Raw genomic sequence first — 26884 nt, 5'->3', positions numbered from 1 at the left:
CGTCAGGAACCCGCCGTCGCCACCTGTGCCCGCAGCGCGTCGATGGCGGCACCGATCCCGGCGTCCATCCCGGCCGGTCCGCCGGACGGCGAGCCACCGCCCTGGGCGAGGTCGGCCTTGCCGCCACCCCGCCCGCCGACGGCCGGCGCGAAGGTCTTCACCAGGTCCCCGGCGGCCAGTCCGCGGTCGCGGGCGGCGGCCGTCGTCGCGACGACGAAGGAGAGCTTGTCGTCGTCCGGGGCGAACAGCGCGACCACGCCCGGTCGGTCGCCGAGGCGGCCGCGGACGTCCGAGGCCAACGTGCGCAGGTCGCCGCCGCCGACCCCGTCCGGGGTACGGGCGGCGACCAGCGCGATGCCGCCGACGTCGTCGGCGCCCTCGGCGAGCGCCCCGGCCGACGCGAGGACCTCACGGGCCCGGACGTTCTCCAGTTCCTTCTCCGCGGCGCGGAGCCGGTCGACGATGCCGGAGATGCGCTCCGGCAGCTCCTCGGCGGGGGCCTTGAGCTGCTCGGCGAGCTGGCTCACCAGCACGTGCTCGCGGTTGAGGTACCGGAAGGCGTCCAGGCCGACGAGGGCCTCCACGCGGCGGACCCCGGACCCGACGGAGCCCTCGGTGATGACCTTGACCATGCCGAGCTCGCCGGTGCGGGCGACGTGCGTGCCACCGCACAGCTCCCGGGAGTATTCGCCCATGTCGACCACCCGGACCCGGTCGCCGTACTTCTCGCCGAACAGCATCATGGCGCCGAGCTCGCGCGCCTGGTCCATCGACGTCACGTACCAGTCGACCGGGCGGTCCTCCTGGAGGATCTCGTTGACCTCGTCCTCGACCTCGAGCAGCACCGACGGCGGGATGGCGCCGCTCGGGGAGGTGAAGTCGAACCGGAGGCGCCCGGGCGCGTTCAGCGACCCGGCCTGCGCGGCCGCCGAGCCCAGGGCGTTGCGGACGCCGGCGTGGATCAGGTGCGTCCCGGTGTGGGCGCGGGCGATCGCGTTCCGGCGCGCGATGTCGACCTCGGCGTCGGCGGCCGTGTCCACGGCGACCTCGCCGCCGGTGACCACGCCGCGGTGCAGGCGCAGACCCGGCACGGGCAGCTGGACGTCGTCGATCCGGGCCGTGCCGCTCGCCGTGCGGATCACCCCGGTGTCGGCCTGCTGACCACCGGACTCGCCGTAGAACGGCGTGTTGTCCAGGATGATCTCGACGGCGTCGCCCTCGCGGGCGACCGGGACGGATGCCCCGTCCACGAGCAGCCCGACGATGCGGGTGGCGGCCTGCAGGTCGGTGTAGCCGAGGAACTCCCCGGGCGGGTGTTCCTCGAGGAGGCGCCGGTAGACCGAGTGGTCGGCCGCACCCTGCTTGCGGGAGGCGGCGTCGGCCTTCGCGCGGGCCCGCTGCTGCCCCATCAGCGACTGGAATGCACCCTCGTCGACGTCCAGGCCGGCTTCCGCGGCCATCTCCAGGGTGAGGTCGATCGGGAAGCCGTAGGTGTCGTGCAGCAGGAAGGCGTTCTCCCCGGACAGCTGGGTGCTGCCGCCGGCCCGGGTCTCCGACACCGCGGACTCGAACAGCCGCGAGCCGGTGGCGAGCGTGGCCAGGAAGGCCTCCTCCTCGGCGGCGGCCACGGCGGCGATCCGCGGGAAGTCCGTGACGAGCTCCGGGTACGACGGCCCCATGGCGTCCCGGACGACGCCCACGAGGTCGACCAGGACCGGCTCGGTGATCCCGAGCAGCCGGGCGTTGCGGACGACCCGGCGCAGGAGGCGGCGCAGCACGTACCCGCGACCCTCGTTGCCGGGCACGACGCCGTCGCCGATGATCATCGCGCCGGTGCGCACGTGGTCGGCGATGACCCGGAAGCGGACGCCGTCCTCGGCCGACCCGTCGTCGTACGAGCGGCCGGAGAGCTCCTGCACGCGGTCGATGACCGGGCGGACGAGGTCGGTCTCGTAGACGTTGTCGACGCCCTGGAGCAGGAACGCGACGCGCTCGATGCCCATCCCGGTGTCGATGTTCTTCTGCGGCAGTTCGCCGATCGGGGCGGCCCCGTACTTCGGGCTCTGGTCCCCGCGGACGTCCTGCATGAAGACGAGGTTCCAGATCTCGAGGTAGCGGTCCTCGTCGGCGACCGGGCCGCCCTCGACGCCGTACTCCGGCCCGCGGTCGTAGTAGATCTCCGAGCACGGCCCGCCGGGACCGGGGATGCCCATGTCCCAGTAGTTGTCCCGGCCGTCGCGGCGCTGGATGCGCTCGGCGGGCATGCCGATGACCTCGTGCCAGATGCGCTCGGCCTCGTCGTCGTTCTCGTAGACGGTGACCCAGATGCGCTCCGGGTCGAACCCGAACCCGCCGTCGTCCTGGGAGCCGGTGATCAGCGCCCAGGCGTGGCGGATCGCGCCTTCCTTGAAGTAGTCGCCGAAGGAGAAGTTGCCCGCCATCTGGAAGAACGTGTTGTGGCGGGTGGTGTGCCCGACGTTCTCGATGTCGCCGGTGCGCACGCACTTCTGGATCGAGGTGGCCGTCGCGTACGGCGGCGGGGCCTCGCCGAGGAAGTACGGCTTGAACTGCACCATCCCGGCGTTGACGAACAGCAGAGTGGGGTCGTCGAGGATCAGCGAGGCGCTGGGGACGGGCGTGTGGCCGGCGTTCTCGAAGTGGGCGAGGAAGCGTCGGCGGATCTCGTGGGTCTGCACGTGTGGTCCTGCTCGTGGGTGCGTGGAGCCTCTCGGCTCGGCGGTGGAACGGGCGCGACGGGCGGGGGCGCCGCGGACGGGGCGCGCTCAGCGCCCGGCGGCCCCCCGCCGGGACGCTCGGGCGTGCCGCCCGCTCGGCGACGGCTCGACGAACGACGGCTCCGGACGCACCGGGATCTCGGTGGTGTCCTCGACCAGCGAGTACAGCTCCTGCTCCCGCTCGTTCATCCCCGCGCGCACCTCGGCGCCGAACGCCCCGAGACCGGCCCCGAGCTCGCGCAGACCCTCGCCGAGGCTGGCGCCCATGCCGGCCGGGGTGGCGCGCTGGGTGACCTGGTTGACCTTGCGGGTGGCGCTGACGCCGATGGCGACGCCGACGCCCACCCAGAACAGACGCTTCATGCGCGGGAACTCCGCTTGCTCTTGGTGGACCGCTTCGAGGGCGGTGCGTTCTTCAGCTTGCGTGCCTGGCTGGCCTTGCGCAGCCCGTAGGACAGGGCCGCCGCCTTCACCAGTGGCCCGCCCAGGGTGGCGGTGAACAGCGAGCTCAGCGCCCGGGTGTTCGCGGCGACCGCCTGGGCGCTCGCGGTCACGCCGTCGACGCGCTCGAGCTGGGTGTTCACCGTGGTCAGCGTGACCTGGGCGTCGTCCAGCAGCGGGGCGGACCCCTCGTGCGCCTTGCGGATGGCGATGGTCGCCTCGTCCAGCGTGCGACCCAGCTTGATCAAGGGAACGGCCAGCAGCAGCACCAGGATCACGAACGCCACCGCGGCGATGATCGCCGCGATCTGCCCGACCGACACGGTCATACCCCTTCGGCTGGTGGTCGTGGACCGACGCGGACCACGACGGGTCCTCGGCGGTGGCGGCAGGCTACCGGGTGACCATGGTCGTGCGCCCCGTGGCTACGCCGTCCACCGGCGGAACCCGCCCTCGGCGTCCACGACCTGACCGGTGATCGTCGCCGCCCGCCCGTCGAGCAGCAGGGCGACGACGTCCGCGGCCTCCTCCGGGCGGTTCCACCGCCCGCGGGGCAGCTGCTTCCCGACGGCGGCCGTGGTCGCCTCGTCCGCCCATCCGGTGTCCGTGGGCCCGGGGTTCACCGTGTTCACCGTGATCCCGCGGTCGGCCAGGGCGTCGGCGAGCGTGGCGGTGATCGCGGCGAGCGCGCCCTTGGTGGTGGCGTAGGGGATCTCGGTGGGCATCGGTCCGCGGTGCTGGCCCGAGGTGAACAGCACGACGCGCCCGCCGTCGGGTGCCTGCGCGGCGAACGCCTGGACCAGCAGCAGCGTCGCCCGCACGTTGACCGCCCAGGTGCGGTCGAGCGTGTCGGCGTCCAGCTCGCCGAGGCGACCGAGCTGCGAGCGGGCGTGGTTGACCACCAGGGCGTCGAGCGGCCCCGCGTCCGCGACGAGTCGGGCCGGGGCGCCCGGATCGGCGAGATCGGCGGTCACGACGGTGACGCCGGGTCGGTCGGTGAACGGCTCGTCGTCGGCGCCCCACGGCTCGGTCTCGTCGTAGGGCCGCCACCCGTGCGCGACGACGCGGTGCCCGTCGTCGTGCAGGCGGCGGACGATCGCGGCTCCGATGCCGCGCCGTCGGCTGGCGCCGGTGACCAGGACCCGTCCCATGTCCGCGAGACTGCCTCCGTGTCGCGGATGACCGCGACCGAATTCGGCGTCGGCGCCAGGGGGAGACCCGCACTCGTGTGGCGTGTCGTCGCTCTGCTCGCGCGTGTCGCCACAGAAGTGCGCAGCCCGGCCGCGAGGTGCGCGGAACGCCCTCGGGACCGGGTCTCTCGTCGCTACCGTGTCGCCATGACCGAGTACGACCTCGCGCCCCGCGTCGACCGCCTGGAGGTCCGGGTCGACGGGCTGAAGGAGGACCTCCGTGCCCTCGCGGACACCGTCGACGACATCAAGGTGATCGTCGACGGGCACACCGCGACGCTTGCCGAGCACACCGCGACGCTTGCCGAGCACACCGCGACCCTCGACGGGCACACCGCGACGCTCGAGGGGCACACCGCGACGCTCGAGGGGCACACCGCGACGCTCGAGGGGCACACCGCGACGCTCGAGGGGCACACGGAGATGCTGACCGAGATCCTCCGGCGGCTGCCACCGGTGGCCTAACCTCCCCGCACGACCTCCCGGAGGCGCGCGAGCCGCTCGGAGATCGCCCGCTCCTCCCCGCGGCCGGACGGCGTGTAGTAGTCCCGGCCGACCAGCTCGTCCGGCGGGTACTGCTGGGTGACGACGGCGGCGCGCTCGTTGTGCGGATAGCGGTACCCCACCGCGTTGCCCAGCTTCTGCGCACCGGCGTAGTGCCCGTCGCGCAGGTGCGGCGGCACGGGACCGGCCGCCCCGGTGCGCACGTCGGACATCGCGGCGTCGATCGCGGTGATCACGGCGTTCGACTTCGGCGCGGTCGCCAGGTGGATCGTCACCTGGGCGAGCGCGATGCGGCACTCCGGCAGTCCGATCAGCTGCACCGCCTGGGCGGCGGCGGTCGCGGCCTGCAGCGCGGTCGGGTCCGCGAGGCCGACGTCCTCGCTCGCGTGCACCACGAGTCGCCGCGCGATGAACCGCGGATCCTCTCCTGCGACGATCATGCGGGCCAGGTAGTGCAGGGCGGCGTCCGGGTCGGACCCGCGGATCGACTTGATGAACGCCGAGATGACGTCGTAGTGCTGGTCGCCCGCGCGGTCGTAGCGCACGGCGACCTCGTCGACGACCTGCTCGACGACGGCCAGGTCCAGGACCCCGCCCTCCCCCACCGCGTCGGCGGCCGCCTCCAGCGCGGTCAACGAGCGACGGCCGTCGCCCGCTGCGAGGCGCACGAGGTGCGCGCGGGCCTCGTCGGTCAGCGTGACGGTGCCCGCCAGTCCGCGCGGATCGGCGACCGCCCGGTCGAGCAGCGTCCCGACCGCCTCGTCGTCGAGCGCGTGCAGACCGAGGACCAGGGAGCGGGACAGCAGCGGCGCGACGACGGAGAAGCTCGGGTTCTCCGTCGTGGCCCCGACGAGCAGCACCACCCGGTCCTCGACCGCGCCGAGCAGCGCGTCCTGCTGCGTGCGGCTGAAGCGGTGGATCTCGTCGATGAACAGCACCGTGCGACGGGGATCCGAGGCCGCGAGGCGACGCCGGGCCACCTCGATGACCCCACGTACCTCCTTGACGCCCGCCGAGAGCGCGGACAGCGCCTCGAACGCCCGCCCGGTCGCCTGCGAGATGAGGCGGGCCAGCGTCGTCTTGCCGGTGCCTGGCGGGCCGTGGAGCAGCACCGACGCCGGCGCCGCGCCCTCCACGAGCCGGCGCAGCGGGGCACCCGGGGCGAGCAGATGGTCCTGCCCGACCACCTCGTCGAGCGAGGCCGGGCGCATCCGGACGGCGAGCGGCGGGCGCACGTCGTTCCCGGCCGGCGAGGGACGGTCCTCCACGACGCCCCGGGTCACCGGCCGGAGGTCGTCGGCCGCCGGCCGCTCGGGCTCCGGCGGCGCCACGTCGAACAGCCCCTCCTCGCTCACGCGCCCGACGCTACTGCCCGCCCCCGACAACCCGGCCTCGAGAGTCACACGGCGCAGGTTCCGGGGGCACAGATCCTGCCTTATGTAGCCCTCGCGAGAGTGGGACTCCCGGACACCGAGCTCGCCCACGACGACGGGAGCACGGAGCACCTGCCACCTGCCCGTGACCGCCACCCGCGGTGATCCCGCACGCCCGGCTAGGGTCGATGACCATGCGGGAGATCCTCACCGTGCTGGAGTCCGACGCGCACGCGAGCTCCGAACGGATCGCGACGCTGACCGGGATCGACGAGGCGACCGTGCGCGAGCAGGTCGCGGCGTGGGAGGCGTCCGGGGTGATCCGGCGCTACAAGGCGGTCGTCGACTGGGACCGGTTCGGCGACGAGCGCGTGACGGCGTTCGTCGACGTCACCGTCGCCCCGGAGCGCGGGCGCGGGTTCGACGACGTCGCCGAGCGCATCGCCCGGTTCCGCGAGATCCGCGCGGTGCACCTGGTCAGCGGGGCGCAGGATCTCCGCGTCGAGGTGGAGGGCGCGTCGATGAAGGAGGTCGCCGACTTCGTCGCCCAGAAGCTCTCCGGCATCGACCGCGTGACGGCGACCAGCACGCACTTCCTGCTGCGCCGCTACAAGGACGACGGCCAGCTGCTCACCGATCCCGAGCCCGACCAGCGTCTGTCGGTGACGCCCTGATGAGCACCCCGCAGAAGCCGTTCTCCCGCGTCGTCGAGGCGATCCCGCCGTCAGGAATCCGCAAGTTCTTCGACCTCGCGCAGAGCATGCAGGGCGTCATCTCCCTCGGCGTCGGCGAGCCGGACTTCCCCACGCCGTGGAGCGCCCGCGAGGCGGCGATCCACGCCCTGGAGCACGGCGCGACGACGTACACCTCGAACAGCGGGCTGCTGGAGCTGCGCGAGGCGGTCACCGACGACCTCGCGGACCGCTATGGCGTGCGCTACCGCGCCGCGGACGAGTGCCTGGTGACGAGCGGCGTCTCCGAGGGGCTCGACCTGACCCTTCGGGCGCTGCTCAACCCCGGTGACGAGGTGATCGTGCCGGAGCCCTGCTACGTCGCGTACCAGCCGTGCGTGGCGTTCGCGGGCGGCGTGCCGGTGCCGGTGGCGCTCGACCCGGGCGATGCGTACCGGCTGGACCCGGCGATCATCGGCGCCGCGATCACGGAGAACACGAAGGCGATCCTCTTCGGCTCGCCGTCGAACCCGACCGGCAGCGCCCAGAGTGCCGCCGACATCGAGGCGCTGGCGGCACTCGCCCGCGAGCACGACCTCTGGCTGCTCTCCGACGAGATCTACGACCGGCTGACCTACCACGGCACGCACACCCCGGTCTCCGCTGCGGCGTGGGAGCGCACGGTGCTGCTCGGCGGCTTCTCGAAGTCCTACGCGATGACGGGCTGGCGGGTCGGCTACGTCTGCGCCCCCGAGCCGCTCGCGCAGCTCATGCACCGCATCCACCAGTACACGATGTTGTGCGCGCCGCACATGTCCCAGATCGCCGCGCTCGAGGCGATGCGGACCGCGCAGGACGACGTCGACGAGATGGTCGCCGACTACGACCGTCGCCGTCGCCTCTTCTCCAAGGGCCTCGACGAGCTCGGGCTCACCTGCCCCGTGCCCGGCGGCGCGTTCTACGTGTTCCCGTCGATCACCGCGACCGGCATGTCCTCGGAGGAGTTCGCCGAGGGGCTGCTGACGCAGGAGAAGGTGGCCGTGGTGCCGGGCAACGTGTTCGGGCCCTCCGGGGAGGGGCACGTGCGCTGCTCGTACGCCACGGCCCTCCCCCAGCTCGAGCAGGCACTCGAGCGGATCTCCCGCTTCATCGGTTCCTGACGGCGGCTTCCTGACGGCGGGTCAGGCCCGCGCGAACGCCGGGAACGGCGGCAGCGGCACGTCGCCGCCGTACGGCGCGAGCGCTCGGGTGACGGCGTCCGCGAGGTCGACGACGGGCTGCTCCCGCTGACGGACGGCATCGGTCCGCAGGCGCTGCCAGTAGCCCGAGAGCACCGCGGCGGCCCGGTCGTGCGGGCGCCCGACCACGACCTGCTCGGGCGCGCTCGCCTCCCCCGTCACGACGGGCAGCAACGAGCGGGTGGCCACCCAGACCCACAGCGTGGTCGCGGCGAGGTGCCGCGGCCCGGCGACGGCGGGATCGGCCAGCTCCGGCCACACCCCCGCGACCTCGGACTGCCACGAGGCGGTCATGGCCTCGGCCATGCCGGTCGGCAGCGAGTAGGGCGCCGCCCAGCCCGGGAAGGGCAGGCGCACCGAGGACGCGGTGAACGCCACGTCCCGGAAGCAGCCCCACTCGAAGTCCAGGAACCGCGCGCCCGCGCCGGTCAGCAGGCAGTTCTCCGGCGAGATCTCCGAGGGGCTGAAGGCGCGGTAGCGGGTGCCGCCGAGCAGGCCGGCCGCGGACCGCGCGTACGCGACGGCGGCCGGCGCGGCCTCGACGCGGAGCCGGGCTGCCAGCAGGTCGGGGATCTCTGCGAGCGCGCTGCGGGCGTCGTCGGCCAGCGGGTCGCGCCAGTGCCGCACCCCGGAGCGCCGCAGCAGGGCGCCGAAGTCGCCCTCGCGGGCCGCCGTCGCCGCCTGCAGCCGTCCGAGCGCGCGGGTGGCGCCGAGCAGGGCCCGTTCCGCGCCCTTGGGGTCGTCGCCGTGCAGCTTGTCGGCGAGCGTCGAGCCGCGGCCGAGGTCCTCGAGGACGAGGAGACGGCGCTGCGGGTCGTTCGCGTAGAGCGTGGGCGTGGCGCGGTCGTCGGCCGGCATGGCGGTGAACAGCTGGCAGCTCGCGGCCTCGTACGGGAACGGGTCGACGCGGTCCGCCGTGCCGCCCGGGGCGACCGGCCCGAGGTAGTGCTTCACCACCAGCGTGCGGGGCAGCGAGAACGGGTTCTCGGCCACGCGGACCCGTACCACCCGCGAGCGGTGGCTGCCCCCGAGGTCCTCCACGTCTGCCAGACGCACCCGCGCACCGCTGCGGCGGGTGAGCAGTTCCTCCGCGAGCGCGACGGTCTCCCCGGGTGAACGGCCCGTCCCCTCCGGTGGGGTCCCGCGGTGATCGAGCGTGGACGGAGTGTCGGAATCGTCGGCCGTGAGGGGGGTCATCAGACGATGGACCCTACGCCCCGGTGCGTCTACTACTCGCGAGTAATGCGGACTGAACCTTCTCGGAATCGATGCACGTGGGTGTTCACAGCACCACGTATCGGTTGCGCGGCGTCACCGTATGTGGCAATGACGGCGCGCAACCGAACGCGCGATCGGCTCCTCAGGAGGACTGGTCACCGGGGTCGTCGACGGGGCGCTCCGGCGGCTTCACCGGGGCAGCGGGAGCGGGCTTCGCGTCCACGCCCGCCTCCTTGCGCTGCAGTGCCGTGATCGGGGCGGGGGCCGCGGTCAGCGGGTCGTAGCCGCCGCCGGTCTTCGGGAAGGCGATGACGTCGCGGATCGAGTCGACGCCGGCGAGCAGCGCGCAGATGCGGTCCCAGCCGAACGCGATGCCGCCGTGCGGGGGCGGGCCGAAGGAGAACGCGTCGAGCAGGAAGCCGAACTTCTCCCGCTGCTCCTCCGCGGTCAGGCCCATGAGCGCGAACACCCGCTCCTGGACGTCCTGGCGGTGGATACGGATGGACCCCCCGCCGATCTCGTTGCCGTTGCAGACCAGGTCGTAGGCGTAGGCCAGCGCGTTCGCCGGGTCCTCCTCGAACCGGTCGATCCACTCCGGGGTCGGCGAGGTGAAGGCGTGGTGCACCGCGGTCCACTGCCCGGAGCCGACCGCCACGTCGCCCGCGGCGGTGGCCTCGTCGGCCGCCTCGAACAGCGGCGCGTCGACGACCCACACGAACGACCAGGTGCCGGGCTCGATCAGCTCCTGACGACGAGCGATCTCGCCGCGCGCCGCCCCGAGGAGGGCCCGCGACGACGAGCGCGGCCCGGCGGCGAAGAAGACGCAGTCGCCGGGGTTGGCGCCCACCGCCTTCGCGAGGCCCTCCCGCTCGGCGTCGGAGAGGTTCTTCGCGACGGGGCCGCCCATGCCGACCTGGCCGTCGTCACCGACGAGCACGTAGGCGAGCCCGCGGGCGCCGCGCTGCTTGGCCCACTCCTGCCACCCGTCGAAGGTGCGGCGGGCCTGGGACGCCCCGCCGGGCATGACGATCGCCCCGACGTACGGCGCGCGGAACACCCGGAACGGCGTCTCGGCGAAGTACTCGGTGAGCTCGGTGAGCTCGATGCCGAACCGGAGGTCGGGCTTGTCCGAGCCGTAGCGCGCCATGGCGTCGGCGTAGGTGATCCGCGGGACCGGCGACGGGAGCTCGTAGCCCGCCAGCTCCGACCACAGGGCCCCGATGACCGCCTCGCCCAGCGCGATGACGTCGTCCTGGTCGACGAAGCTCGCCTCGATGTCGAGCTGGGTGAACTCCGGCTGGCGGTCGGCGCGGAAGTCCTCGTCGCGGTAGCAGCGCGCGATCTGGAAGTAGCGCTCGAGGCCGCCGACCTGCAGTAGCTGCTTGAACAGCTGCGGCGACTGCGGCAGGGCGTACCAGCTGCCCGGGCGCAGGCGGGCGGGCACGAGGAAGTCGCGGGCGCCCTCCGGGGTGGAGCGGGTCAGCGTCGGCGTCTCGACCTCGACGAAGTCCCGGTCCGACAGCACGTCGCGGGCGATCTTGTTGGCCCGGGAGCGCATCCGGATCGCGTGCGCCGGGCCCTCGCGGCGCAGGTCGAGGTACCGGTAGCGCAGCCGGACCTCCTCGCCCGGCGTCTCGTCCATCTGGAAGGGCAGCGGCGCGGACTCGGAGAGGACCGTGAGCTCGGTGGCGCTGACCTCGACCCCACCGGTGGCCAGCTCGGAGTTCTCGCTGCCCGCCGGGCGGGCCTCGACCGTCCCGACGACCTGCACGCAGTACTCCGCGCGCAGCCGGTGGCTCGCCTCGGCCACCTCACCGGAGCGGAACACGACCTGGACGATCCCGGAGGCGTCGCGCAGGTCGATGAACACCACACCGCCGTGATCCCGGCGGCGGGCCACCCATCCGGCGAGGGTGACGGTGGCGCCGACGTGCTCGGCGCGCAGCGTGCCGGCGGGGTGCGTGCGCATCATCTGCGGTGAATCTCCTGGTCGCGTCGGGTGGGAGACACCCAGGCTATCTAGCCGCTCACCGTCGGCCCCGCCCGGTCGAGGTGGATCCGGACCGCGACCCGCCGCTCGCGTCGCATCGCCTCGTCGAACTCGTCCCAGTCGTCGTGCTCACCGCCCGAGACCTGCCGGTAGAGCATCCGGAGCGGCTCGTGCGCGGCGGGCAGGTCGACGATCTCGACGTCCCCCTCCACCTGCGCCCACTGTCCGAAGAACCCGTCCGGGACGACGCAGACCCAGGCGCGAGGGGTGCGCCGGAGGTTCTTCGCCTTTATCGCCGTCTCCCGGGTGCTGATCACCGCCGCGCCCTCGTCGTCGATCCCGACGACGACGGGTGAGAGCTGCGGTGCCCCGTCGGAGCGGGTGGTCGCGAGCACGGCACGGTGGTGCTCGCGGAGGAAGGCGCGCGCCTCGTCGAGGTCCATGGTCCTGGAGTACCCCGCGCGCCTCACCGCCGCGCGGAGGTGACGGCGGCCGTCTCGGCGTTGCGTGACGCACACGGCTGGGCCGGTTCGAGCCGCTGCGGATCGGCGTTGCGTGGCGCACACGGCTGGGCCGGTTCGAGCCGCTCCGGATCGGCGTTGCGTGGCGCCCACGGCGCTGTCGTGCGTGGCGCAACGCACGTACCGCTCCAGGTCGATTGCTCCCGCCGTGTGCGTGGCGCAACGCCCGTACAGCGCCGAGTCGACCGCCCCCGCCGTGTGCGTCGCGCAACGCACCCTGCGTCGGTCGCCGCCTCGGACCGGGACGTCTCAGAGCAGGGACAGCTGTTCTGCGGGGGCCTCCTCGACCAGTCGCGTGGGCACGCGAGGCAGCGCCCCGTCCGGCCACGGCTCCGGGTTGTCCTCCCGCACCCCGCGACCTCCGTCCAGCCGCCCACCCATGTGGTGCCCGCCGCCGTCGAGCCCGTGCCGACGCAGCAGCACCGCCACGCGGCGGGCGAGGTCGTCGCGGTAGGCCTTCTGCACGTACGCACCGCGCCGGTAGAGCTCGGCGTACCGGTCGAGCAGGGACGGGTGCTCCCGGGCGAGCCAGCCGTGGAACCACTCGCGGGTGCCGGGCCGCAGGTGCAGGGCGAGCACGCTCGCACCGGCCGCGCCCGCCGCGGCGATCTCGCCGAGCAGGGCGTCCAGAGCCTCGTCGGAGTCGGTGAGTCCCGGCAGGACCGGGGCGACGAACACCCCGACCGGCAGGCCCGCGTCGCTGATCCTCCGCACGAGGTCGAGCCGGGCCCGCGGGGTCGGCGTCCCGGGCTCGACGGAGCGGTGCAGGTCGGGGTCGAGCAGGGCCAGCGACACCCCGACGCCGACGGGCACGTCCCGGCCGGCCGCGACGATGTCGGGGAGGTCCCGGGCGAGCAGCGTGCCCTTCGTGAGGATCGACAGCGGTGTCCCCGAGGTCCCGAGCGCCCGGATGATGCCGGGCATCAGCCGGTAGCGACCCTCGGCGCGCTGGTACGGGTCGGTGTTGGTGCCCATGGCCACGTGCTCGCGGGTCCACCGCGCCGACCGCACCTCGCGCGCCAGCACCTCCGGTGCGTTCAGCTTCACGACCACCTGGCGGTCGAAGTCGGCCCCCGCGTCCAGGTCGAGATAGGTGTGGGTGTTGCGGGCGAAGCAGTTGTGGTGGACGAGGCCCTCGGCCACGTAGTCGCCCGTGGTCGTCGTGACGTCGTAGACGGTCTCCTCCCCCATCGGCTCGACCGCGACCAACGTCCGGTCGGCGCCGCGGGACTCGTCGAGCTCGTCCCGCACGCCGGCGAGTCCCGGCGCGGGGAGGGTCTCGGCGCCGAGGAGGACGTCGCCGGGGACCATCCACGTCCCGCCGTGACCGTCGGCGGCGGCACGCGCGACGTGGCGCCACCCGGTGCGGGTGAGCAGCCGGTGGTCGACGCCCACGACCACCGCCGTGCCGTCGGCGAGCCGCACCCGCACCACCGGCCGCCGGCTCGACCAGTGGGCGAGCACGTGGGTGCGGACCAGCCGCCGCACCCCGCCCTCGACGACGGTGCCGACCACCGCGTCGCCCACCTGCAGGTCGGACATCGGCACCGACCCGCCGTCGGCCCGCAGGATCGGCGTCGACCCCACCGTGCAGTAGGTGCACGCGTGCGAGCAGCCGCGGTACGGGTTGACGGTCCAGGAGAAGGGCATCGGCGACCCGCCCGGCACCCGGTTGAGCACGGAGCGGGCCCGGACCTCGTGGAAGGTGATCCCGGCGAACTCCGGGGTCTGCACGCTGCGCACGAGTCCCTTGAGCGCGGGCATGCCGGGCAGTGCCCCGTCGTCCTCCAGCTGCTGACCCGCCCACCGCATGACCACGAGTCGAACACGTGTTCGTATCGAACGCAAGTTCGAGTCGACCCGACCAGGTTTCGGTACCGTCGGTACGCGGTACTTCGGATCACACCGCCGTCAGGACCGGGAGGACCCCCGTGAGCTTCACCCTCGAACTCACCCCGGCACACCACGAGCTCGTCCGCCGTGCGCACACCTTCGCCGAGGAGGTGATCCGCCCCGCGGCCCCGAAGTACGACCAGCTCCAGGAGTGCCCGTGGGACGTCGTCGACGCCGCGGCCCGCGAGGGCTTCTACAGCGCCCTGTTCTACGCGGACCTGATCTCCGACCCGACGGGTCTGTCGCTGCCGCTGTTCCTCGAGGAGATCTTCTGGGGCTGCGCCGGGATCGGTCTGACGGTGGTCCTGCCCGCCCTCGCGCTCTCGGCGCTGAACCAGGCCGGCACGCCCGAGCAGCTCGCGAAGTGGGCCCCGGAGATGTTCGGCGAGCCCGGCGACATCAAGCTCGCCGCGCTCGCGGTGTCCGAGCCGCAGGGCGGCAGCGACGTCGCGAACCTGCAGACCCGGGCGGTCAAGGACGGCGACGAGTGGGTGCTGAACGGCACCAAGATCTGGATCGGGAACGGCGGCATCGCCGACGTCACGATCGTCAACGCCGTCGTCGACCCCGAGCTCGGCACCAAGGGCCAGGCGATGTTCCTGGTGCCCAAGGGCACGCCCGGTATGGAGCAGGTCCGGCGGCTGGACAAGCTCGGGCACCGCGCCTCGCACACCGCCGAGCTCTCCTTCACCGACTGCCGCATCCCCGCCGACCAGCTCCTGGGCGAGGAGGGCAAGCTCGAGCACAAGCTGGAGAAGGCCCGGCGCGGCGAGGGCGACTCCGCCGCGCTCGGGACGTTCGAGCAGACCCGCCCGATGGTCGCCGCGATGGCCCTCGGCGTCGCCCGCGCGTCCTTCGAGTACGCCTGCGACTACGCGTCGCGCCGCGAGGCCTTCGGCGCACCGGTCATCGAGAACCAGGGCGTCGCCTTCCCGCTCGTCGACATCGCCGCCGAGATCGACGCCGCACGCCTGCTGTGCTGGCGGGCCTCGTGGATGGCGGCGAACGGGGTGCCGTTCCACCTCGGCGAGGGCTCGATGTCGAAGCTGAAGGCGTCCGAGGTCGCGGTGCGTGCCGCCGAGCAGGCCGTGCAGGTGTGCGGCGGGTGGGGCTACGTCAGCGACCTGCCGGTGGAGAAGTGGTACCGGGACGCGAAGCTCTACACGATTTTCGAGGGCACGAGCGAGATCCAGCGGATGGTGATCGGGCGGACGCTCGCCACCGAGGCGTCCCAGAGCCCGCAGCACCACCAGCTCCCGGGTGACCACGGCGGGCTGTCCCGGAAGTTCGGGCACGGCTCGCTCGCGCGGGCACGGGCCGGCGAGGCGTTCCTCAAGCTCGCCCAGAAGGCCCCCGACAAGCTCCTCGACCTCGGCGGCCGGCTCGCCTCTCCCGGACGGTGATCACGGCGCGCCCGGGCCGGACCCTCTAGGGTCCGTGCCACCACCCGTCCCCCGGATGCCGTAGCGAGGGCCACCGATGACGCAGTCGACGCCGCCGTCACGCCGTCCGGAGTCGGCACCCGGCGTGTTCGACACCGCGTACGCCCTGGCGGCGGCGTCGGCGCGCACGGCGGTGGAGCTGACCCTGCGCGGGCCGTCCATCGTGCGCGGGCTCGCCGCGGCGGTGCAGACGGCGTCGGTCGAGATCAGTCCGCTCGTCGGGGACGCCCTGCGCGCCCTGCCCCGGGCGGTCACCGTGCTGGAGCAGCTCCTCCCGCTGGCCCAGGACCTGCAGCGCTCCCTGGACCGCATCGGCGGTGCCGCGGACGACATCCACGCCCTCGCGCAGGCCGTGCCGGCGCTGCAGCAGCTGGGCGGGGCGGCCGACGACATCCACGCGCTGCGGGAGGCCGTGCCGGCGCTGCAGCAGCTGGGTGGCGCCGCGGCCGACATCCGCGCGCTGACGGCCGCGGTGCCGGCCCTGCAGCAGCTCGGCGGGGCGGCCGACGACATCCACGCGCTGACGGCCGCGGTCCCGGCCCTGCAGCAGCTCGGCGGAGCGGCCGACGACATCCACGAGCTGGCGGGGGCGGTCGAGTCGCTCGCCCGGTTGAGCAGCGCGGTCGAGGACCTCCGCCGGATCGCCGCGGCCACCGACGACGTCGCCACGATCGCGCGGTCGGTCGCCACGCTCGAGCGGATCGCGGCCGCGGTCCCGACCGTCGAGCGCATCGCCGACGCCGTCGGGACCGTCGAGACGATCGCGGCCGCGGTGCCGACCATCGAGGCGATCGCGGCGGCCGTGCCCACGATCGAGCGGATCGCGGACGCCGTGCCCACCGTCGAGCGGATCGCGGACGCCGTGCCCACCGTCGAGGCGATCGCCGCGGCGACCGGCACCGTGGAGCGGATCGCGGACGCGGTGCCCACCGCGCAGCAGATCGCCGACGCGGCCCCCGCGCTGCGGGCGCTCGCGGAGGCGGTGCCCGAGGTCGAGAAGCTCACGGCGGCGATCGAGCACGTGGAGGTGCTGGCCCGGCACGCCGACACCACGTTCCCCGAGCTGCCGCCCCGCCTGCAGACCCTCGACTCGTCGCTGTCGACGGCCGCGTCCGAGCTGGTCCGGGTCGCGCCGGACCTGCGGACGGTCGCCGGGCGGATCGAGGACCTCGACGGCCAGATCAAGGTGCTCGCGGACGCCCTCGCCCCGCTGCAGGGCACGACGGAGCGCCTCGGCCGCCTCGTCGACCGCCTCCCGGCCGGACGGCGGGGCCAGAAGGCCGTCGAGGGCTGACGGCACGGCGCCTCAGGGCAGCACGGCCGTCGCCTCCACCTCGACGAGGAGGTCGGGCTCGCCCAGGGCGGCGACCCCGATCAGCGTGATCGGCGGCGTCGCCGTGATGCCGGTGCGGCCCACGCCCTCGCCGAGGGCGGACATCTTGTCCGGGGTCCAGTCGACGACGTAGACCCGCAGCCGGGCGACGTCGGAGAACCCGGCGCCGACGGCGTCGAGGGCCGCCGCGACGTTGCGGTACGCCTGCTCGACCTGGGCGGCGAGATCGCCCTCCCCGACCCGGCCGCCGTCGGCGGTCCGGGCCACCTGGCCGGCGACGTGGACGGTGCGGGTCCCGGTCGAGACGGCCACCTGCCGGTAGACGTCGGCGGCGGGGAGGGTGGACGGGTTGTGCAGTTCGACGGGCACGACGACCTCCGGAGGATGGAATAGCGTTGCTATGTCTCGTCATGTATAGCAGCGTTATGTATCCTCGTCCAGTGCCGAAACCCGCCGATGCCGCCGTCCGTACCGCCCTCATCGAGCAGGCGGCCGCGATGCTCGCCGCCCGGGAGCCGGTGACGCTGCGTGCGCTCGCCGGTCGGGCCGGGACGTCGACGATGGCCGTCTACACGCACTTCGGCGGCATGCCGGGCCTGTGGGGCGCGGTGCGCCAGGAGGGCTTCGTCCACCTGGCGGCGCGGCTGGCGACGGTGCACCCGACCGACGACCCGGTGCACGACCTGGCCGCGCTCGGCGCCGCGTACGCCGACAACGCCGTCGCCCACCCCCTGCTCTACCGCGCGATGTTCGACGCGGCCGTGGACCTGCCCGACCCGGAGGTCGCCGACGGCGGGTTCGCCCCGCTGGTCGCGGCCGCCTCCCGGGCGTGCGCCGACGGTCGGTTCGACCCGGTCGACCCGGTCGACGTCGCGACGCGGCTGTGGGCCGCCGGCCACGGCCTGGTGCTGCTCGTCCTGAGCGGCGTCCTGCCGGCCGAGGCCCTGCGCGCCCAGGGTCCGGCACTCGCCGAGGCGGTCTGTCTGGGCGCCGGGGACGACCCGGCGCGGTGCGCGGCGTCGGTGCGGTCGGGGTGGTCGGCGGGGTCGGCGGGCTAGTAGCCCGGGGTCCAGCGGGTCGCCGCGATCCGGCCGCGCAGGTCGTCGTCGGAGGCCCGTGGGGCGACGCCGTCGGCGACCGCCTGCCGGGCGACGGCGAGCGCGATGTCGTCGGCGACGTCGCGGACCTCTCCCCAGGCCGGCAGCAGCGGGGCCCGGGAGTCGGCCAGGGCCGGCGACGCGTCGCCCAGCGCGCGGGCCGCGGCCCGCATCATCGCGTCGGTGACCCGCGTGGCCCGTGCGGCGGTCACCGCGAGCCCGACCGCCGGGAAGATGTAGACGTTGTTGCACTGCGCCACGGAGACGTCGTCGCCGTCGTCGCGGTGCAGGGGCGGGAACGGCGAGCCGGTCGCGATCAGGGCCCGACCCCCGGTCCAGGCGTCCAGGTCGGCGGGCCGCGCCTCGGCGTTCGCGGTCGGGTTCGACAGCGGGAACACGATCGGGCGGTCGACCTTCGCGGCCATCGTCCGCACGATCTCCTCGGTGAACGCGCCCTGGGCGGTCGACAGCCCCAGCAGCACCCCGACCGTGACGTGCTCGACGACGTCGCCCAGCTGCGCCGGCCCGTCGAGGCCCCAGTCGGCGACGTCGGCGGGGTCGTGGGCGAAGGCGCGCTGGTCGTCGGACAGGTCGTCCCGGTCGGTCGTCAGCAGCCCGCGCACGTCGACCACCCAGCAGCGGGCCCGCGCCTGGGAGTCGGTGAGCCCCTGGTCGACCATCTCCTGACGCACCATCTCCAACACGCCGATCCCGGCCGATCCGGCGCCGAGCATGACGACCTGCTGGTCGGCCAGCCGGGTCCCGGCGACGTCGGTGGCGCCCTGCAACGCGCCGAGCGCGACGGCCGCGGTGCCCTGGATGTCGTCGTTGAAGGTCAGCAGCCGGTCGCGGTAGCGGGCCAGGATCGGCGCCGCGTGCGGGGTGGCGAAGTCCTCCCACTGGAGCAGGACGTCGGGCATCTCGTCCTCGACCGCGGCGACGAAGTCCTCCACGAACGCGAAGTACTCCTCGTCGTCGATGCGGCGTTGCCGCCAGCCGAGGTAGAACGGGTCGTCGAGCAGGTCCGCGTTGTCGGTCCCGACGTCGAGCAGGATCGGCAGCGTCCGCGCCGGGTCGATCCCGCCGATCAGGGTGTAGAGCGAGAGCTTCCCGACCGGGATCCCCATGCCGCCGACGCCCTGGTCGCCGATGCCGAGGATCCGCTGCCCGTCGGTCACCACGATGACGTCGACCTCGCGGTGGGGGCGGTTGCGCAGCATCTCGGCGAGGTGCTCGCGGTCGGGCCAGGCGAGGTAGAGCCCGCGCGGGCGGCGCCAGAGCGCGGAGAAGCGGCGGCACCCCTCGGCGACGGTCGGGGTGTAGACCAGCGGCAGCGCCGTCGGGACGTCGGCGGCGAGCACCGAGTAGAACAGGTGCTCGTTGCGGTCCTGCAGCCCGCGCAGGTAGACGTAGCGCTGGATGTCGGTCGCCTGCCGGTGCACCTCGCCCCAGCAGCGCCCCACCTGCTCGTCGAGCGTGGTGACCGTGTGCGGGAGCAGCCCCAGCAACCCGTGCTCGCGGCGCTCCTCCGCGGTGAACGCGGTCCCCTTCGTGCGCATCGGATCGGTGAGGATCCCGCCGTCGTCGTCCGCCCCGGTCGGCGTCATCGCCCGTTCCTCCCGCTCGCCCGTGCCCGCGGCTCCCACCCTGCCGCAGACCCCTCGCCGCGCCGAGGAGTCCGCCCGCCGTTCTGAGCAAGTACTGAGCATGGGGCGTGCATCACCCGATCGAGAATCAGGGTTACGCTCCCGTTCACCTGATCGTCGTGATCATGACGGGACCCGTTCAGGCGAGAGCGGCGTCCCCGGCGGGACGGAGACGACCGATGACGCACCCCGCGGGCCCGGTGCCGGCCCCTCGCTCGGACCTGGCCGAGGCCGGTCGGATGCTCCTGCGGACCGTGCTGCCGGTCGGCGTGGTCCTGGTCCTCGCCCTCGCCGTCTACGGCGGCACGGGCCACGACCTGACGATCGTCCTGCAGGACCGCTTCCCGGAGGACTCGGAGTACTCCGGCCTGTTCACGATCATGTTCTCGAGCGCGCTGATGGTGTGTGCCGGGATCGCGCTCGGGTCGCTCGTCGTGGCGCGCGCCTGGGCCCGGGCCACGGGCGCCGTCGGGGCCGCCTCACCCGCCCTGCGCGCCGGCCTCGCGGTGGCCGTGCTCTGCGTCTTCCTGGGCTTCGACGACATGATGATGGTCCACGACGCGGTGCTGCCCGGGGCGGGCATCCCGGAGGACGTCGGGCTCGCGGCCTACGCGGTGCTCGGGCTCGTGCTGGTCGCCTGGGCCTTCCGCCCGCTGCTCGCCGAGAAGCTGGGCCTGACGTTCCTGGTCGGCCTCGCCCTGCTGGGCGGTTCCCTCGGCGGGGACGTCCTGGAGTCGCTGTTCGAGGAGTCGGACCCGGCCGTCGCCTCCGTGCTCGGGCACGCCGAGGACGTCGTGAAGTTCCTCGCCTACGCCGCGCTCTGCCACCTCTGCGTGCTGCTCGCCCGCCGCGTCATGGCCCGCACGCTCGCGGCCGCGACCGAGAAGGCGGCCCGCGAGGCGGTCGAGCGCTCCGGGACGACGACCGGCTCCGGGCGCGTCCCGCTGCGGATCACCTCCGGGCGGCACGCTGCCCCCACCGGGGCCGTGCCCACCCTCCTGGCCGACGACCGGGTGGATGCCGACCTGACGATGCCGATCCCGACGGGGCTGACCCGGGCCTGAGCCCGCCCCCCACCGGCACGAACGGCACTCTCGCTGCGTCTACGGGCGCGAGAGTGCCGCTCGTTCACGACGGCGGGTCGGGTCCAGACGGCGGGTCGGCTCAGCCGTGCAGGGCCCGGTCGACCGCGGCCGCGGCGTCGGCGAGGGCGACCTCGGACTGGCTGCCGTCGGCGAGGTCCTTGATCTGGATCGTCCCGGCCTCGAGGTCCCGGTCGCCCAGCACGAGCGCGTAGCGGGCCCCGGAGCGGTCCGCGGCCTTCATCGCGCCCTTGAGACCGCGCCCGCCGTAGGCGAGGTCGGACCGGATCCCGGCGCGGCGCAGCTGCCCGACCAGCCCGACCAGGTGGTCCTTCGCGGCCTCCCCCAGCGGGACCCCGAACACCTCCACGCGGCGGGCGGGCGCGACCTCGAGACCCTCGGCCCGGCAGGCGAGCAGCGTGCGGTCTACGCCGAGACCGAACCCCACCCCGGAGAGCGCCTGGCCCCCGAGTTCGGCCATGAGCCCGTCGTAGCGACCGCCGCCGCCGATGCCCGACTGCGATCCCAGCCCGTCGTGGACGAACTCGAACGTCGTCTTCGTGTAGTAGTCCAGGCCGCGCACCATGCGGGGGTTCTCGACGTAGGCGACGCCCAGCTCGTCGAGGTACTGCTTCACCGTCGCGTGGTGGGCCGCGGCGGCGTCGGAGAGGTGGTCGACCATCAGCGGCGCGTCGGCGAGCTGCTCGCGGACCTCGGGCCGCTTGTCGTCGAGCACGCGCAGCGGATTGATCCGCGCCCGCTCGCGGGTGGCCTCGTCGAGATCGCACTTCTCCAGGAACGCCTGCAGCTCGGCGCGGTAGGCCGGGCGGGTCTCGGCGTCGCCCAGCGAGGTCAGCTCCAGCCGGTACCCGGTCAGCCCGAGCGCGCGGAACCCGGCGTCCGCGACGGCGAGGACCTCGGCGTCCAGCGCCGGGTCGTCCACCCCGATCGCCTCGACGCCCACCTGCTGGAGCTGCCGGTAGCGGCCGGCCTGGGGACGCTCGTAGCGGAAGAACGGCCCGGCGTAGCGGAGCTTGACCGGCAGGGTGCCGCGGTCCAGGCCGTGCTCGATGACGCTGCGGACGACGCCCGCGGTGCCCTCGGGGCGCAGCGTGACGCTGCGGCCCCCGCGGTCGGCGAAGGAGTACATCTCCTTGGAGACGACGTCGGTCGACTCGCCGACCCCGCGGGCGTAGAGCGCGGTGTCCTCGAACACGGGGAGCTCGAGGTGGGCGTAGCCGGCGCGGTCCGCCTCGCGGAGGAGGGTGTCCCGGACCGCGACGAACTCCGGCCCGACGTACTCGGGGATGCCCTTGGGCGCGGTGAAGCCGCCAGGGGGGATCTCTGCCACTGTCGGTGTTCTTCCTAGAGATTCCGGCCGGGCGCGTTCTGCGTGCCCTGCAGGAAGGGGTTCGTGTGCCGCTCGTCGCCCACCGTCGTGGGCTGACCGTGGCCGGGCAGGACCGCGGTCTCGTCGGGGAGCGTGAGCAGCTTCGTCCGCAGGCTCGTCATCATCTCCTCGAGCGAGCCGCCGGGCAGGTCGGTCCGGCCGATGCTGCCCTGGAAGAGGGTGTCGCCGGCGAGCACGAACGGTGCCCCGTCCTCGGTCGCGCTGCGGAAGACCACCGACCCGCGGGTGTGCCCGGGCGTGTGGTCGACGGTCAGCGAGATGCCGGCGAGGTCGAGGGTGGCGCCGTCGGCGAGCGTCTCGACCTGCTTCGGCTCGCGGAACTCCAGCCCCGGGTACATCGCGGCCAGCTGCGCCCCCATCGGCCCGACGCCGGCGAGCGGGTCGGCGAGCATGGAGCGGTCCTTGGGGTGGATGTAGGCCGGGATGTCGTCGCCGTCGCACACCGGCGTGACCGACCACATGTGGTCGAGGTGTCCGTGCGTGAGCAGCACGGCGACCGGCGACAGGCGCCGCTCGGCGAGGACCTTGCGCAACGGCTCCTCGGCGTCCTGCCCCGGGTCGACCACCACGCACGGTCCGCCCTCGTCAGGGGCGATCACGAAGCAGTTGGTCTGGAAACTCCCGGCCGGGAACCCGGCGACCAGCACGGAATCCTCCTCGCGACGACTGCACCCCACCCTAGTCGGCGGCCGTGACCTGCCCGGACTCACCGGGATCCGACTTCCTAGGATGCCGCCGTGCCGACCAACGAGCAGCGCCGCAAGGCCGCCAAGCGCAAGCTGGAGCGACAGATCGAGCGCCGCGCCGAGCGCGCCCGCCGTCGTCGGCAACGGCTGACGATCATCGCGGTCGGCGTGGTGGTGGCGCTGGTCGCGGCCGGCGTCGCGATCTACGTCGCGACCCGCCCCGCGGAGACCGTCGCCGCGCCCGCCGCCGGGGCCTGCACCTACACGCCGGACGGCCAGGCGGCCAAGCCGGTGCAGGCACCGGACCCGGACCCGGAGCGCACCGGCGTCGTCGGGCTGACGCTGCAGACCACGCAGGGGCCGGTCCCGCTCACCCTGGACCGGGCCCAGGCCCCGTGCGCGGTCAACGCGGTCACCTCGCTCGCGCAGCAGGGTTTCTACGACGACACCCCGTGCCCCCGCCTCGTCACCGGCCAGGGGCTGCAGGTCCTCCAGTGCGGCGATCCGACCGGTACCGGCTCGGGCGGTCCCGGCTACCGCTACGCCGAGGAGCCGCCGACGAACCTCGCGCCGTCGCCGCTGGGCCAGGGCGCCTCGAACTACAGCCGCGGCCTCGTCGCGATGGCCAAGGCCTCCCAGCCGGCCAGCACCGGCAGTCAGTTCTTCCTCGTCTACGGCGACTCGGCGCTGCCCCCCGAGTACACGGTGATCGGGCGCATCGCACCCGAGGGGCTCGCGACCCTGGACAAGGTCGCGGCCGGGGGCGACGACGGCTCGAACTCCGCCGGCGGCGGCAAGCCGACGATCCCGGTGCAGATCACGGCGGCCCAGGTCCAGCTCTAGGTCACCCGGCGGCCTCCGGGAGCGCGGCCCCGGTGTCCTTGAGCTCCACCCCGGTCAGTTCCCGACGGCGGGCCTCGCCCATCAGGGCGGCGAGGATCTCCGCGGCGCCGTCGTGGGAGAGCCCGTCGGGCGGGCGGATGTTCGACACGCAGTTGCGTTCGGAGTCCACCCGCCCGACCCGCGGCGCCCACGTCAGGTAGGCCCCGAGCGAGTCCGGGGACGACATGCCCGGCCGCTCCCCCACCAGGACGAGGACCATCCGCGACCCGAGGGCCGCGGCGACCGCGTCGCCGAGCGCGACCCGGGCCTGCTCGGCGACGACCACAGGGGAGAACGACCAGTCGTCCAGCCGCGCGGCGAGCGCGTCGAGCACTGCGACGGCGTGGTCGTGGACGGCGCGCGGCGACAGCCCGTCCGCGACCACCACCGTGAGGTCCGCAGGCTCCTCCGGGGCCGCCTCGCGCAACCGGGCCTCCGACGCCTCGTCGAGCCGGCGCCCGAGGTCGGGGCGCTGCAGGTACTCCGCCCGGTCCGCGGCGGCCGAGTGCACCACCACCGACGGTCGCTCCCCCAGCGCGGCCACCACCGCGTCCGCGTCGAGGGGCAGGTGCACGGCGTCCCGCGCGGCGGCGTGGGCGGCGGCGAGCCGGAGGTTCTCCGCGGTCGGCAGCCCGTCTCCGGCACGGCCGAGGCCGACGCGCGCCCGCGTCGCGGCGCGCAGCATCACCCAGGGATCCCGGTCCACTCCGTTGCCCGTCACGACAGCCCGCTCGTCAGCGCCGGCAGCGCGTCCGGGCCCAGCTGCGGGACGCGTCCGGCGTCGTCGAGCAGCCCGACCGTCTCCAGCCACGCCTCGAACTCCGGCGCCGGGCGCAGCCCGAGGGTGCTGCGGACCTGCAGGACGTCCTGGAACGACAGCGACTGGTAGTTCAGCATGATGTCGTCCCCGCCGGGCACGGTGATGACGAACGAGCAGCCCGCCGCCCCCAGCGTCAGCAGCAGCGTGTCGGTGTCGTCGCTGTCGGCCTCGGCGTGGTTGGTGTAGCAGACGTCCACGCCCATGGGGACCCCGAGCAGCTTGCCGCAGAGGTGGTCCTCCAGGCCCGCCCGCAGGATCTGCTTGCCGTCGTAGAGGTACTCCGGCCCGATGAACCCGACGACGGTGTTGACCAGCAGCGGGTCGAACGCCCGGCACACGGCGTAGGCGCGTGCCTCCAGGGTCTGCTGGTCGCAGCCGTGGTGGGCGTCCGCGGACAACGCGGACCCCTGCCCCGTCTCGAAGTAGGTCACGTTCGACCCGACCGTCCCCCGCCGCAGGGCCAGCGCGGCCTCGTGCGCCTCGCGCAGCTGGTCGAGGGTCACCCCGAAGCCACGGTTGGCCGCCTGGGTGCCGGCGACGGACTGGAACACCAGATCCACCGGCGCGCCCTGCTCGAGCAGCTCCAGCGTCGTCGTGACGTGGGTCAGTACGCACGACTGGATCGGCGCCGCGAGGCGCTGCCGGGCGTCGTCGAGCAGCTCGAGCAGCGCCCGCACCGTCGACGGGCGGTCGGTCGCGGGGTTGATGCCGATGACGGCGTCCCCGGACCCGTGCAGGAGCCCGTCGACGAGGGAGGCGGTGATGCCGACCGCGTCGTCGGTCGGGTGGTTGGGCTGCAGCCGGGTGGCCAGCCGCCCGGGCAGGCCCAGCGTGGTGCGCAACCCGGTGACGACGCGGGTCTTCGCGGCGATCGCGACGAGGTCGCCGACGCGGCACAGCTTGCTGACGGCGGCGACCATCTCCGGGGTCAACCCGGGCGCGAGCGCGGTGAGCGCGGCCGTGTCGGTCTGCCAGGACAGCAGCCGGTCGCGGAAGCCGCCGACCGTGAGCGACCGCACCGGGGCGAACGCGTCGGGGTCGTGGGAGTCGAGGATCAGGCGGGTGACGTCGTCGTCCTCGTAGGGCACGACCGCCTCGTCGAGGAAGTGCGCGAGCGGCAGGTCGGCGAGCACCGTCTGCGCCGCCACCCGCTCCGCGGCCGACTCCGCGGCCACCCCGGCGAGCACGTCACCGGACCGGGCCGGGGTGGCCTTCGCCATCAGCTCCCGCAGGTCGGCGAACGTGTAGGAGTGTCCACCGACGGAGGTGGTCCAGCTCATCGCACCTCCTCCTCGGCCGCCGCCAGCGCCGCGAACTCCTCGTCCGGCGCGGCGGCGACGAGGTGGTGGCGCGAGTAGAACCCGAACCACGCCATGAGCAGGGCGAACACGCCGAGGGCGCACAGCGCGGCGACCACGTCGACCAGGAAGGTCGCGACGACGGCGGCGAGGGCCAGCACCAGCGCGATCCCGGAGGTGATCCGCCCGCCCGGCGTGCGGTACGGGCGGGGCAGCTCCGGATGCCGCGTCCGGAGCACCTGGTGCGCGACCATCATGAGCACGTAGGACAGCGTCGCGCCGAACACCGCGAGGTTGATCAGCACGTCCCCGTCACCCGTGGCGGCCAGGACGAATCCGATGAGGCCGGGCACGACGAGAGCCAGCACCGGCGCGCGGCGGCCGTTGACCCGCGACAGCGCCCGCGGGAGGTAGCCCGCCCGCGACAGCGCGAAGGTCTGGCGCGAGTAGGCGTAGATGATCGAGAAGAAGCTGGCGACGAGCCCGAGCAGGCCGACGTAGTTCACCGTCGTCGCGAGCCACCCCTGGCCCGTGCCCTCGGCCGCCGTGACCAGCGGGTTGTCGCTCGTGGACATCGCGGAGCTGCCGGCCGCCCCGGGGCCGAGCACCAGGACGACGGCGGCGAAGGCGATCAGCGCGATCATGGCGACGACGATGCCGCGGGGCACCGAGCGCACCGGGTCGCGCGCCTCCTCCGCGGCGAGCGGCACGCCCTCCACCGCCAGGAAGAACCAGATCGCGAAGGGGAAGCTGGCCCAGATGCCGACCAGCCCGAACGGCAGGAACGCCGAGGCTCCGGCGGCGTCCGTGACCGGGATGTCGACCAGCTTCGCGGGGTCGAACGAGCCGACGGCACCGAGGGCGAAGACGATCAGCGCGACGGCGGCGATCGCGGTGACGACGAACGTCGCCTTGAGCGCCTCGCCCGCCCCGAGCAGGTGCACTCCGACGAAGAGCACGTAGCAGGCCAGGTAGACCCACCAGCCGTCGGTGATCCCGAACAGGCCGAGCGACTCGACGTAGCCGCCGATGAAGGTCGCGATCGCTGCGGGCGCGACGGCGTACTCCAGCAGGATCGCCGCGCCGGTGGCGAACCCGCCCCACGGGCCGAGGGCGACGCGGGCGAACGTGTAGCCGCCGCCCGCGGCCGGGAGCGCCGAGGACATCTCGGCCAGGGCGAGCACCATCGCGGTGTACATGACGGCCATGAGCACGGCCGCGATCGCGAGCCCGCCCCACCCGCCCTGCGCGAGCCCGAAGTGCCACCCGGCGTAGTCCCCGGAGATCACGTACGCGACGCCCAGCCCGGCCAGCAGCACCCAGCTGGCCGACCCCGCCCGGAGCTTGCGCGCCGCGAGGTAGTCGGCACTCGCCGTGTGCTCGCCGCGCCCGGTACCCACCTGTTCCGCCATC

At 73.9% G+C, this 26884-nt stretch carries 24 protein-coding genes; 8 read left to right on the top strand and 16 right to left on the bottom strand.

The genetic code is table 11. The features are described 5' to 3' along the window. Nucleotides 1-2: 2 nt before the first annotated feature. The 4 genes from alaS to QRT03_RS18500 all read right to left on the bottom strand — a co-directional run bounded on the left by alaS (nucleotide 3) and on the right by QRT03_RS18500 (nucleotide 4327). Nucleotides 3-2696: an alanine--tRNA ligase gene (gene alaS / locus QRT03_RS18515; protein ID WP_286054465.1), complete on the bottom strand. Its 2694-nt coding sequence runs from the start codon at nucleotides 2694-2696 to the stop codon at nucleotides 3-5. Nucleotides 2697-2783: 87 nt separating this feature from the next. Beyond that, entirely contained in the window at nucleotides 2784-3098 is a 315-nt protein-coding gene (locus QRT03_RS18510) for a hypothetical protein (protein WP_286054464.1), read from the bottom strand. Then, nucleotides 3095-3499: a DUF948 domain-containing protein gene (locus tag QRT03_RS18505; protein ID WP_286054916.1), complete on the bottom strand. Its 405-nt coding sequence runs from the start codon at nucleotides 3497-3499 to the stop codon at nucleotides 3095-3097. The genes QRT03_RS18510 and QRT03_RS18505 overlap by 4 nt, the downstream gene beginning before the upstream one ends. 102 nt (nucleotides 3500-3601) lie before the next feature. Next, nucleotides 3602-4327 carry an SDR family oxidoreductase gene (locus QRT03_RS18500; protein ID WP_286054463.1) on the bottom strand — a complete coding sequence of 242 codons (726 nt, stop codon included), beginning with the start codon at nucleotides 4325-4327 and terminating at the stop codon, nucleotides 3602-3604. A 186-nt stretch (nucleotides 4328-4513) separates the two neighbouring features. On the opposite strand from QRT03_RS18500, the gene QRT03_RS18495 reads away from it, so the two are divergent. After that, nucleotides 4514-4831 (top strand): hypothetical protein, encoded by a 318-nt coding sequence (locus QRT03_RS18495; protein ID WP_286054462.1) that lies wholly within the window; start codon nucleotides 4514-4516, stop codon nucleotides 4829-4831. Here QRT03_RS18495 and QRT03_RS18490 read toward each other — a convergent pair. Continuing rightward, nucleotides 4828-6225 (bottom strand): replication-associated recombination protein A, encoded by a 1398-nt coding sequence (locus QRT03_RS18490; RefSeq protein WP_425604866.1) that lies wholly within the window; start codon nucleotides 6223-6225, stop codon nucleotides 4828-4830. The genes QRT03_RS18495 and QRT03_RS18490 overlap by 4 nt on opposite strands. Nucleotides 6226-6437: 212 nt before the next feature. On the opposite strand from QRT03_RS18490, the gene QRT03_RS18485 reads away from it, so the two are divergent. Then, on the top strand, nucleotides 6438-6917 hold the full coding sequence (locus QRT03_RS18485; RefSeq protein WP_286054461.1) for an Lrp/AsnC family transcriptional regulator: 480 nt from the start codon (nucleotides 6438-6440) through the stop codon (nucleotides 6915-6917). Further along, nucleotides 6917-8074 (top strand): aminotransferase class I/II-fold pyridoxal phosphate-dependent enzyme, encoded by a 1158-nt coding sequence (locus QRT03_RS18480; RefSeq protein WP_286054460.1) that lies wholly within the window; start codon nucleotides 6917-6919, stop codon nucleotides 8072-8074. Before QRT03_RS18485 ends, QRT03_RS18480 begins: the two co-directional genes overlap by 1 nt. A gap of 21 nt (nucleotides 8075-8095) precedes the next feature. Here the strand turns inward: QRT03_RS18480 and QRT03_RS18475 are convergent, their stop codons facing one another. The 4 genes from QRT03_RS18475 to QRT03_RS18460 form a co-directional block, all read right to left on the bottom strand. Further along, entirely contained in the window at nucleotides 8096-9349 is a 1254-nt protein-coding gene (locus QRT03_RS18475) for a hypothetical protein (RefSeq protein WP_286054459.1), read from the bottom strand. Nucleotides 9350-9512: 163 nt separating this feature from the next. Further along, on the bottom strand, nucleotides 9513-11342 hold the full coding sequence (gene aspS / locus QRT03_RS18470) for an aspartate--tRNA ligase (RefSeq protein WP_286054458.1): 1830 nt from the start codon (nucleotides 11340-11342) through the stop codon (nucleotides 9513-9515). 47 nt (nucleotides 11343-11389) lie between these two features. Further along, nucleotides 11390-11803, bottom strand: coding sequence for a PPOX class F420-dependent oxidoreductase (locus QRT03_RS18465; protein ID WP_286054457.1), 414 nt, complete (start codon nucleotides 11801-11803; stop codon nucleotides 11390-11392). 327 nt (nucleotides 11804-12130) lie between these two features. Next, on the bottom strand, nucleotides 12131-13693 hold the full coding sequence (locus QRT03_RS18460) for an Rv2578c family radical SAM protein (protein WP_286054455.1): 1563 nt from the start codon (nucleotides 13691-13693) through the stop codon (nucleotides 12131-12133). Between the two features lie 119 nt (nucleotides 13694-13812). Between QRT03_RS18460 and QRT03_RS18455 the strand changes: the two genes are divergently transcribed. Together QRT03_RS18455 and QRT03_RS18450 are read left to right on the top strand one after the other, a co-directional pair. Further along, nucleotides 13813-15177, top strand: coding sequence for an acyl-CoA dehydrogenase family protein (locus tag QRT03_RS18455; protein WP_286054453.1), 1365 nt, complete (start codon nucleotides 13813-13815; stop codon nucleotides 15175-15177). A gap of 76 nt (nucleotides 15178-15253) precedes the next feature. Then, nucleotides 15254-16510: a hypothetical protein gene (locus tag QRT03_RS18450; RefSeq protein ID WP_286054452.1), complete on the top strand. Its 1257-nt coding sequence runs from the start codon at nucleotides 15254-15256 to the stop codon at nucleotides 16508-16510. A 12-nt stretch (nucleotides 16511-16522) separates the two neighbouring features. Here the strand turns inward: QRT03_RS18450 and QRT03_RS18445 are convergent, their stop codons facing one another. Continuing rightward, on the bottom strand, nucleotides 16523-16918 hold the full coding sequence (locus tag QRT03_RS18445) for a RidA family protein (RefSeq protein ID WP_286054451.1): 396 nt from the start codon (nucleotides 16916-16918) through the stop codon (nucleotides 16523-16525). A 71-nt stretch (nucleotides 16919-16989) separates the two neighbouring features. Here QRT03_RS18445 and QRT03_RS18440 point away from each other — a divergent pair, with 71 nt between their 5' ends. Beyond that, nucleotides 16990-17607, top strand: a complete 618-nt coding sequence (locus QRT03_RS18440) for a TetR/AcrR family transcriptional regulator (RefSeq protein ID WP_286054450.1) — start codon at nucleotides 16990-16992, stop codon at nucleotides 17605-17607. Here QRT03_RS18440 and QRT03_RS18435 read toward each other — a convergent pair. Beyond that, complete coding sequence (locus QRT03_RS18435; RefSeq protein ID WP_286054449.1) at nucleotides 17604-19253, bottom strand: NAD-dependent malic enzyme; 1650 nt, start codon at nucleotides 19251-19253, stop codon at nucleotides 17604-17606. The two genes, QRT03_RS18440 and QRT03_RS18435, sit on opposite strands and share 4 nt — an antisense overlap. A gap of 218 nt (nucleotides 19254-19471) precedes the next feature. Between QRT03_RS18435 and QRT03_RS18430 the strand changes: the two genes are divergently transcribed. Then, the gene (locus QRT03_RS18430; RefSeq protein WP_286054448.1) at nucleotides 19472-20356 is read left to right on the top strand and encodes a hypothetical protein; all 885 of its coding nucleotides are present in this window, start codon (nucleotides 19472-19474) and stop codon (nucleotides 20354-20356) included. Nucleotides 20357-20456: 100 nt separating this feature from the next. On the opposite strand, the gene hisS is transcribed toward QRT03_RS18430, so the two are convergent. Further along, nucleotides 20457-21725, bottom strand: a complete 1269-nt coding sequence (gene hisS / locus QRT03_RS18425) for a histidine--tRNA ligase (RefSeq protein ID WP_286054447.1) — start codon at nucleotides 21723-21725, stop codon at nucleotides 20457-20459. Nucleotides 21726-21739: 14 nt separating this feature from the next. Beyond that, a complete protein-coding gene (locus QRT03_RS18420; RefSeq protein ID WP_286054446.1) occupies nucleotides 21740-22432 on the bottom strand; it encodes an MBL fold metallo-hydrolase in 693 nt (230 codons plus the stop codon). A gap of 90 nt (nucleotides 22433-22522) precedes the next feature. Between QRT03_RS18420 and QRT03_RS18415 the strand changes: the two genes are divergently transcribed. Continuing rightward, nucleotides 22523-23314, top strand: a complete 792-nt coding sequence (locus tag QRT03_RS18415) for a peptidylprolyl isomerase (RefSeq protein WP_286054445.1) — start codon at nucleotides 22523-22525, stop codon at nucleotides 23312-23314. A 1-nt stretch (nucleotide 23315) separates the two neighbouring features. Here the strand turns inward: QRT03_RS18415 and eutC are convergent, their stop codons facing one another. From eutC to eat, 3 genes are read right to left on the bottom strand one after another with little or no spacing between them, the layout of a single operon-like run. Further along, nucleotides 23316-24074, bottom strand: coding sequence for an ethanolamine ammonia-lyase subunit EutC (gene eutC / locus QRT03_RS18410; protein ID WP_286054444.1), 759 nt, complete (start codon nucleotides 24072-24074; stop codon nucleotides 23316-23318). Beyond that, the gene (locus tag QRT03_RS18405) at nucleotides 24071-25453 is read right to left on the bottom strand and encodes an ethanolamine ammonia-lyase subunit EutB (RefSeq protein ID WP_286054443.1); all 1383 of its coding nucleotides are present in this window, start codon (nucleotides 25451-25453) and stop codon (nucleotides 24071-24073) included. The genes eutC and QRT03_RS18405 overlap by 4 nt, the downstream gene beginning before the upstream one ends. Then, nucleotides 25450-26883, bottom strand: a complete 1434-nt coding sequence (gene eat / locus QRT03_RS18400; RefSeq protein ID WP_286054442.1) for an ethanolamine permease — start codon at nucleotides 26881-26883, stop codon at nucleotides 25450-25452. Before eat ends, QRT03_RS18405 begins: the two co-directional genes overlap by 4 nt. Nucleotide 26884 lies beyond the last annotated feature (1 nt).

Origin of the sequence: Actinomycetospora termitidis (genome assembly GCF_030286555.1) — a bacterium.
GTDB classification, from domain to species: Bacteria; Actinomycetota; Actinomycetes; order Mycobacteriales; family Pseudonocardiaceae; genus Actinomycetospora; species Actinomycetospora termitidis.
This window is presented reverse-complemented; position numbering and strand designations above follow the sequence as displayed.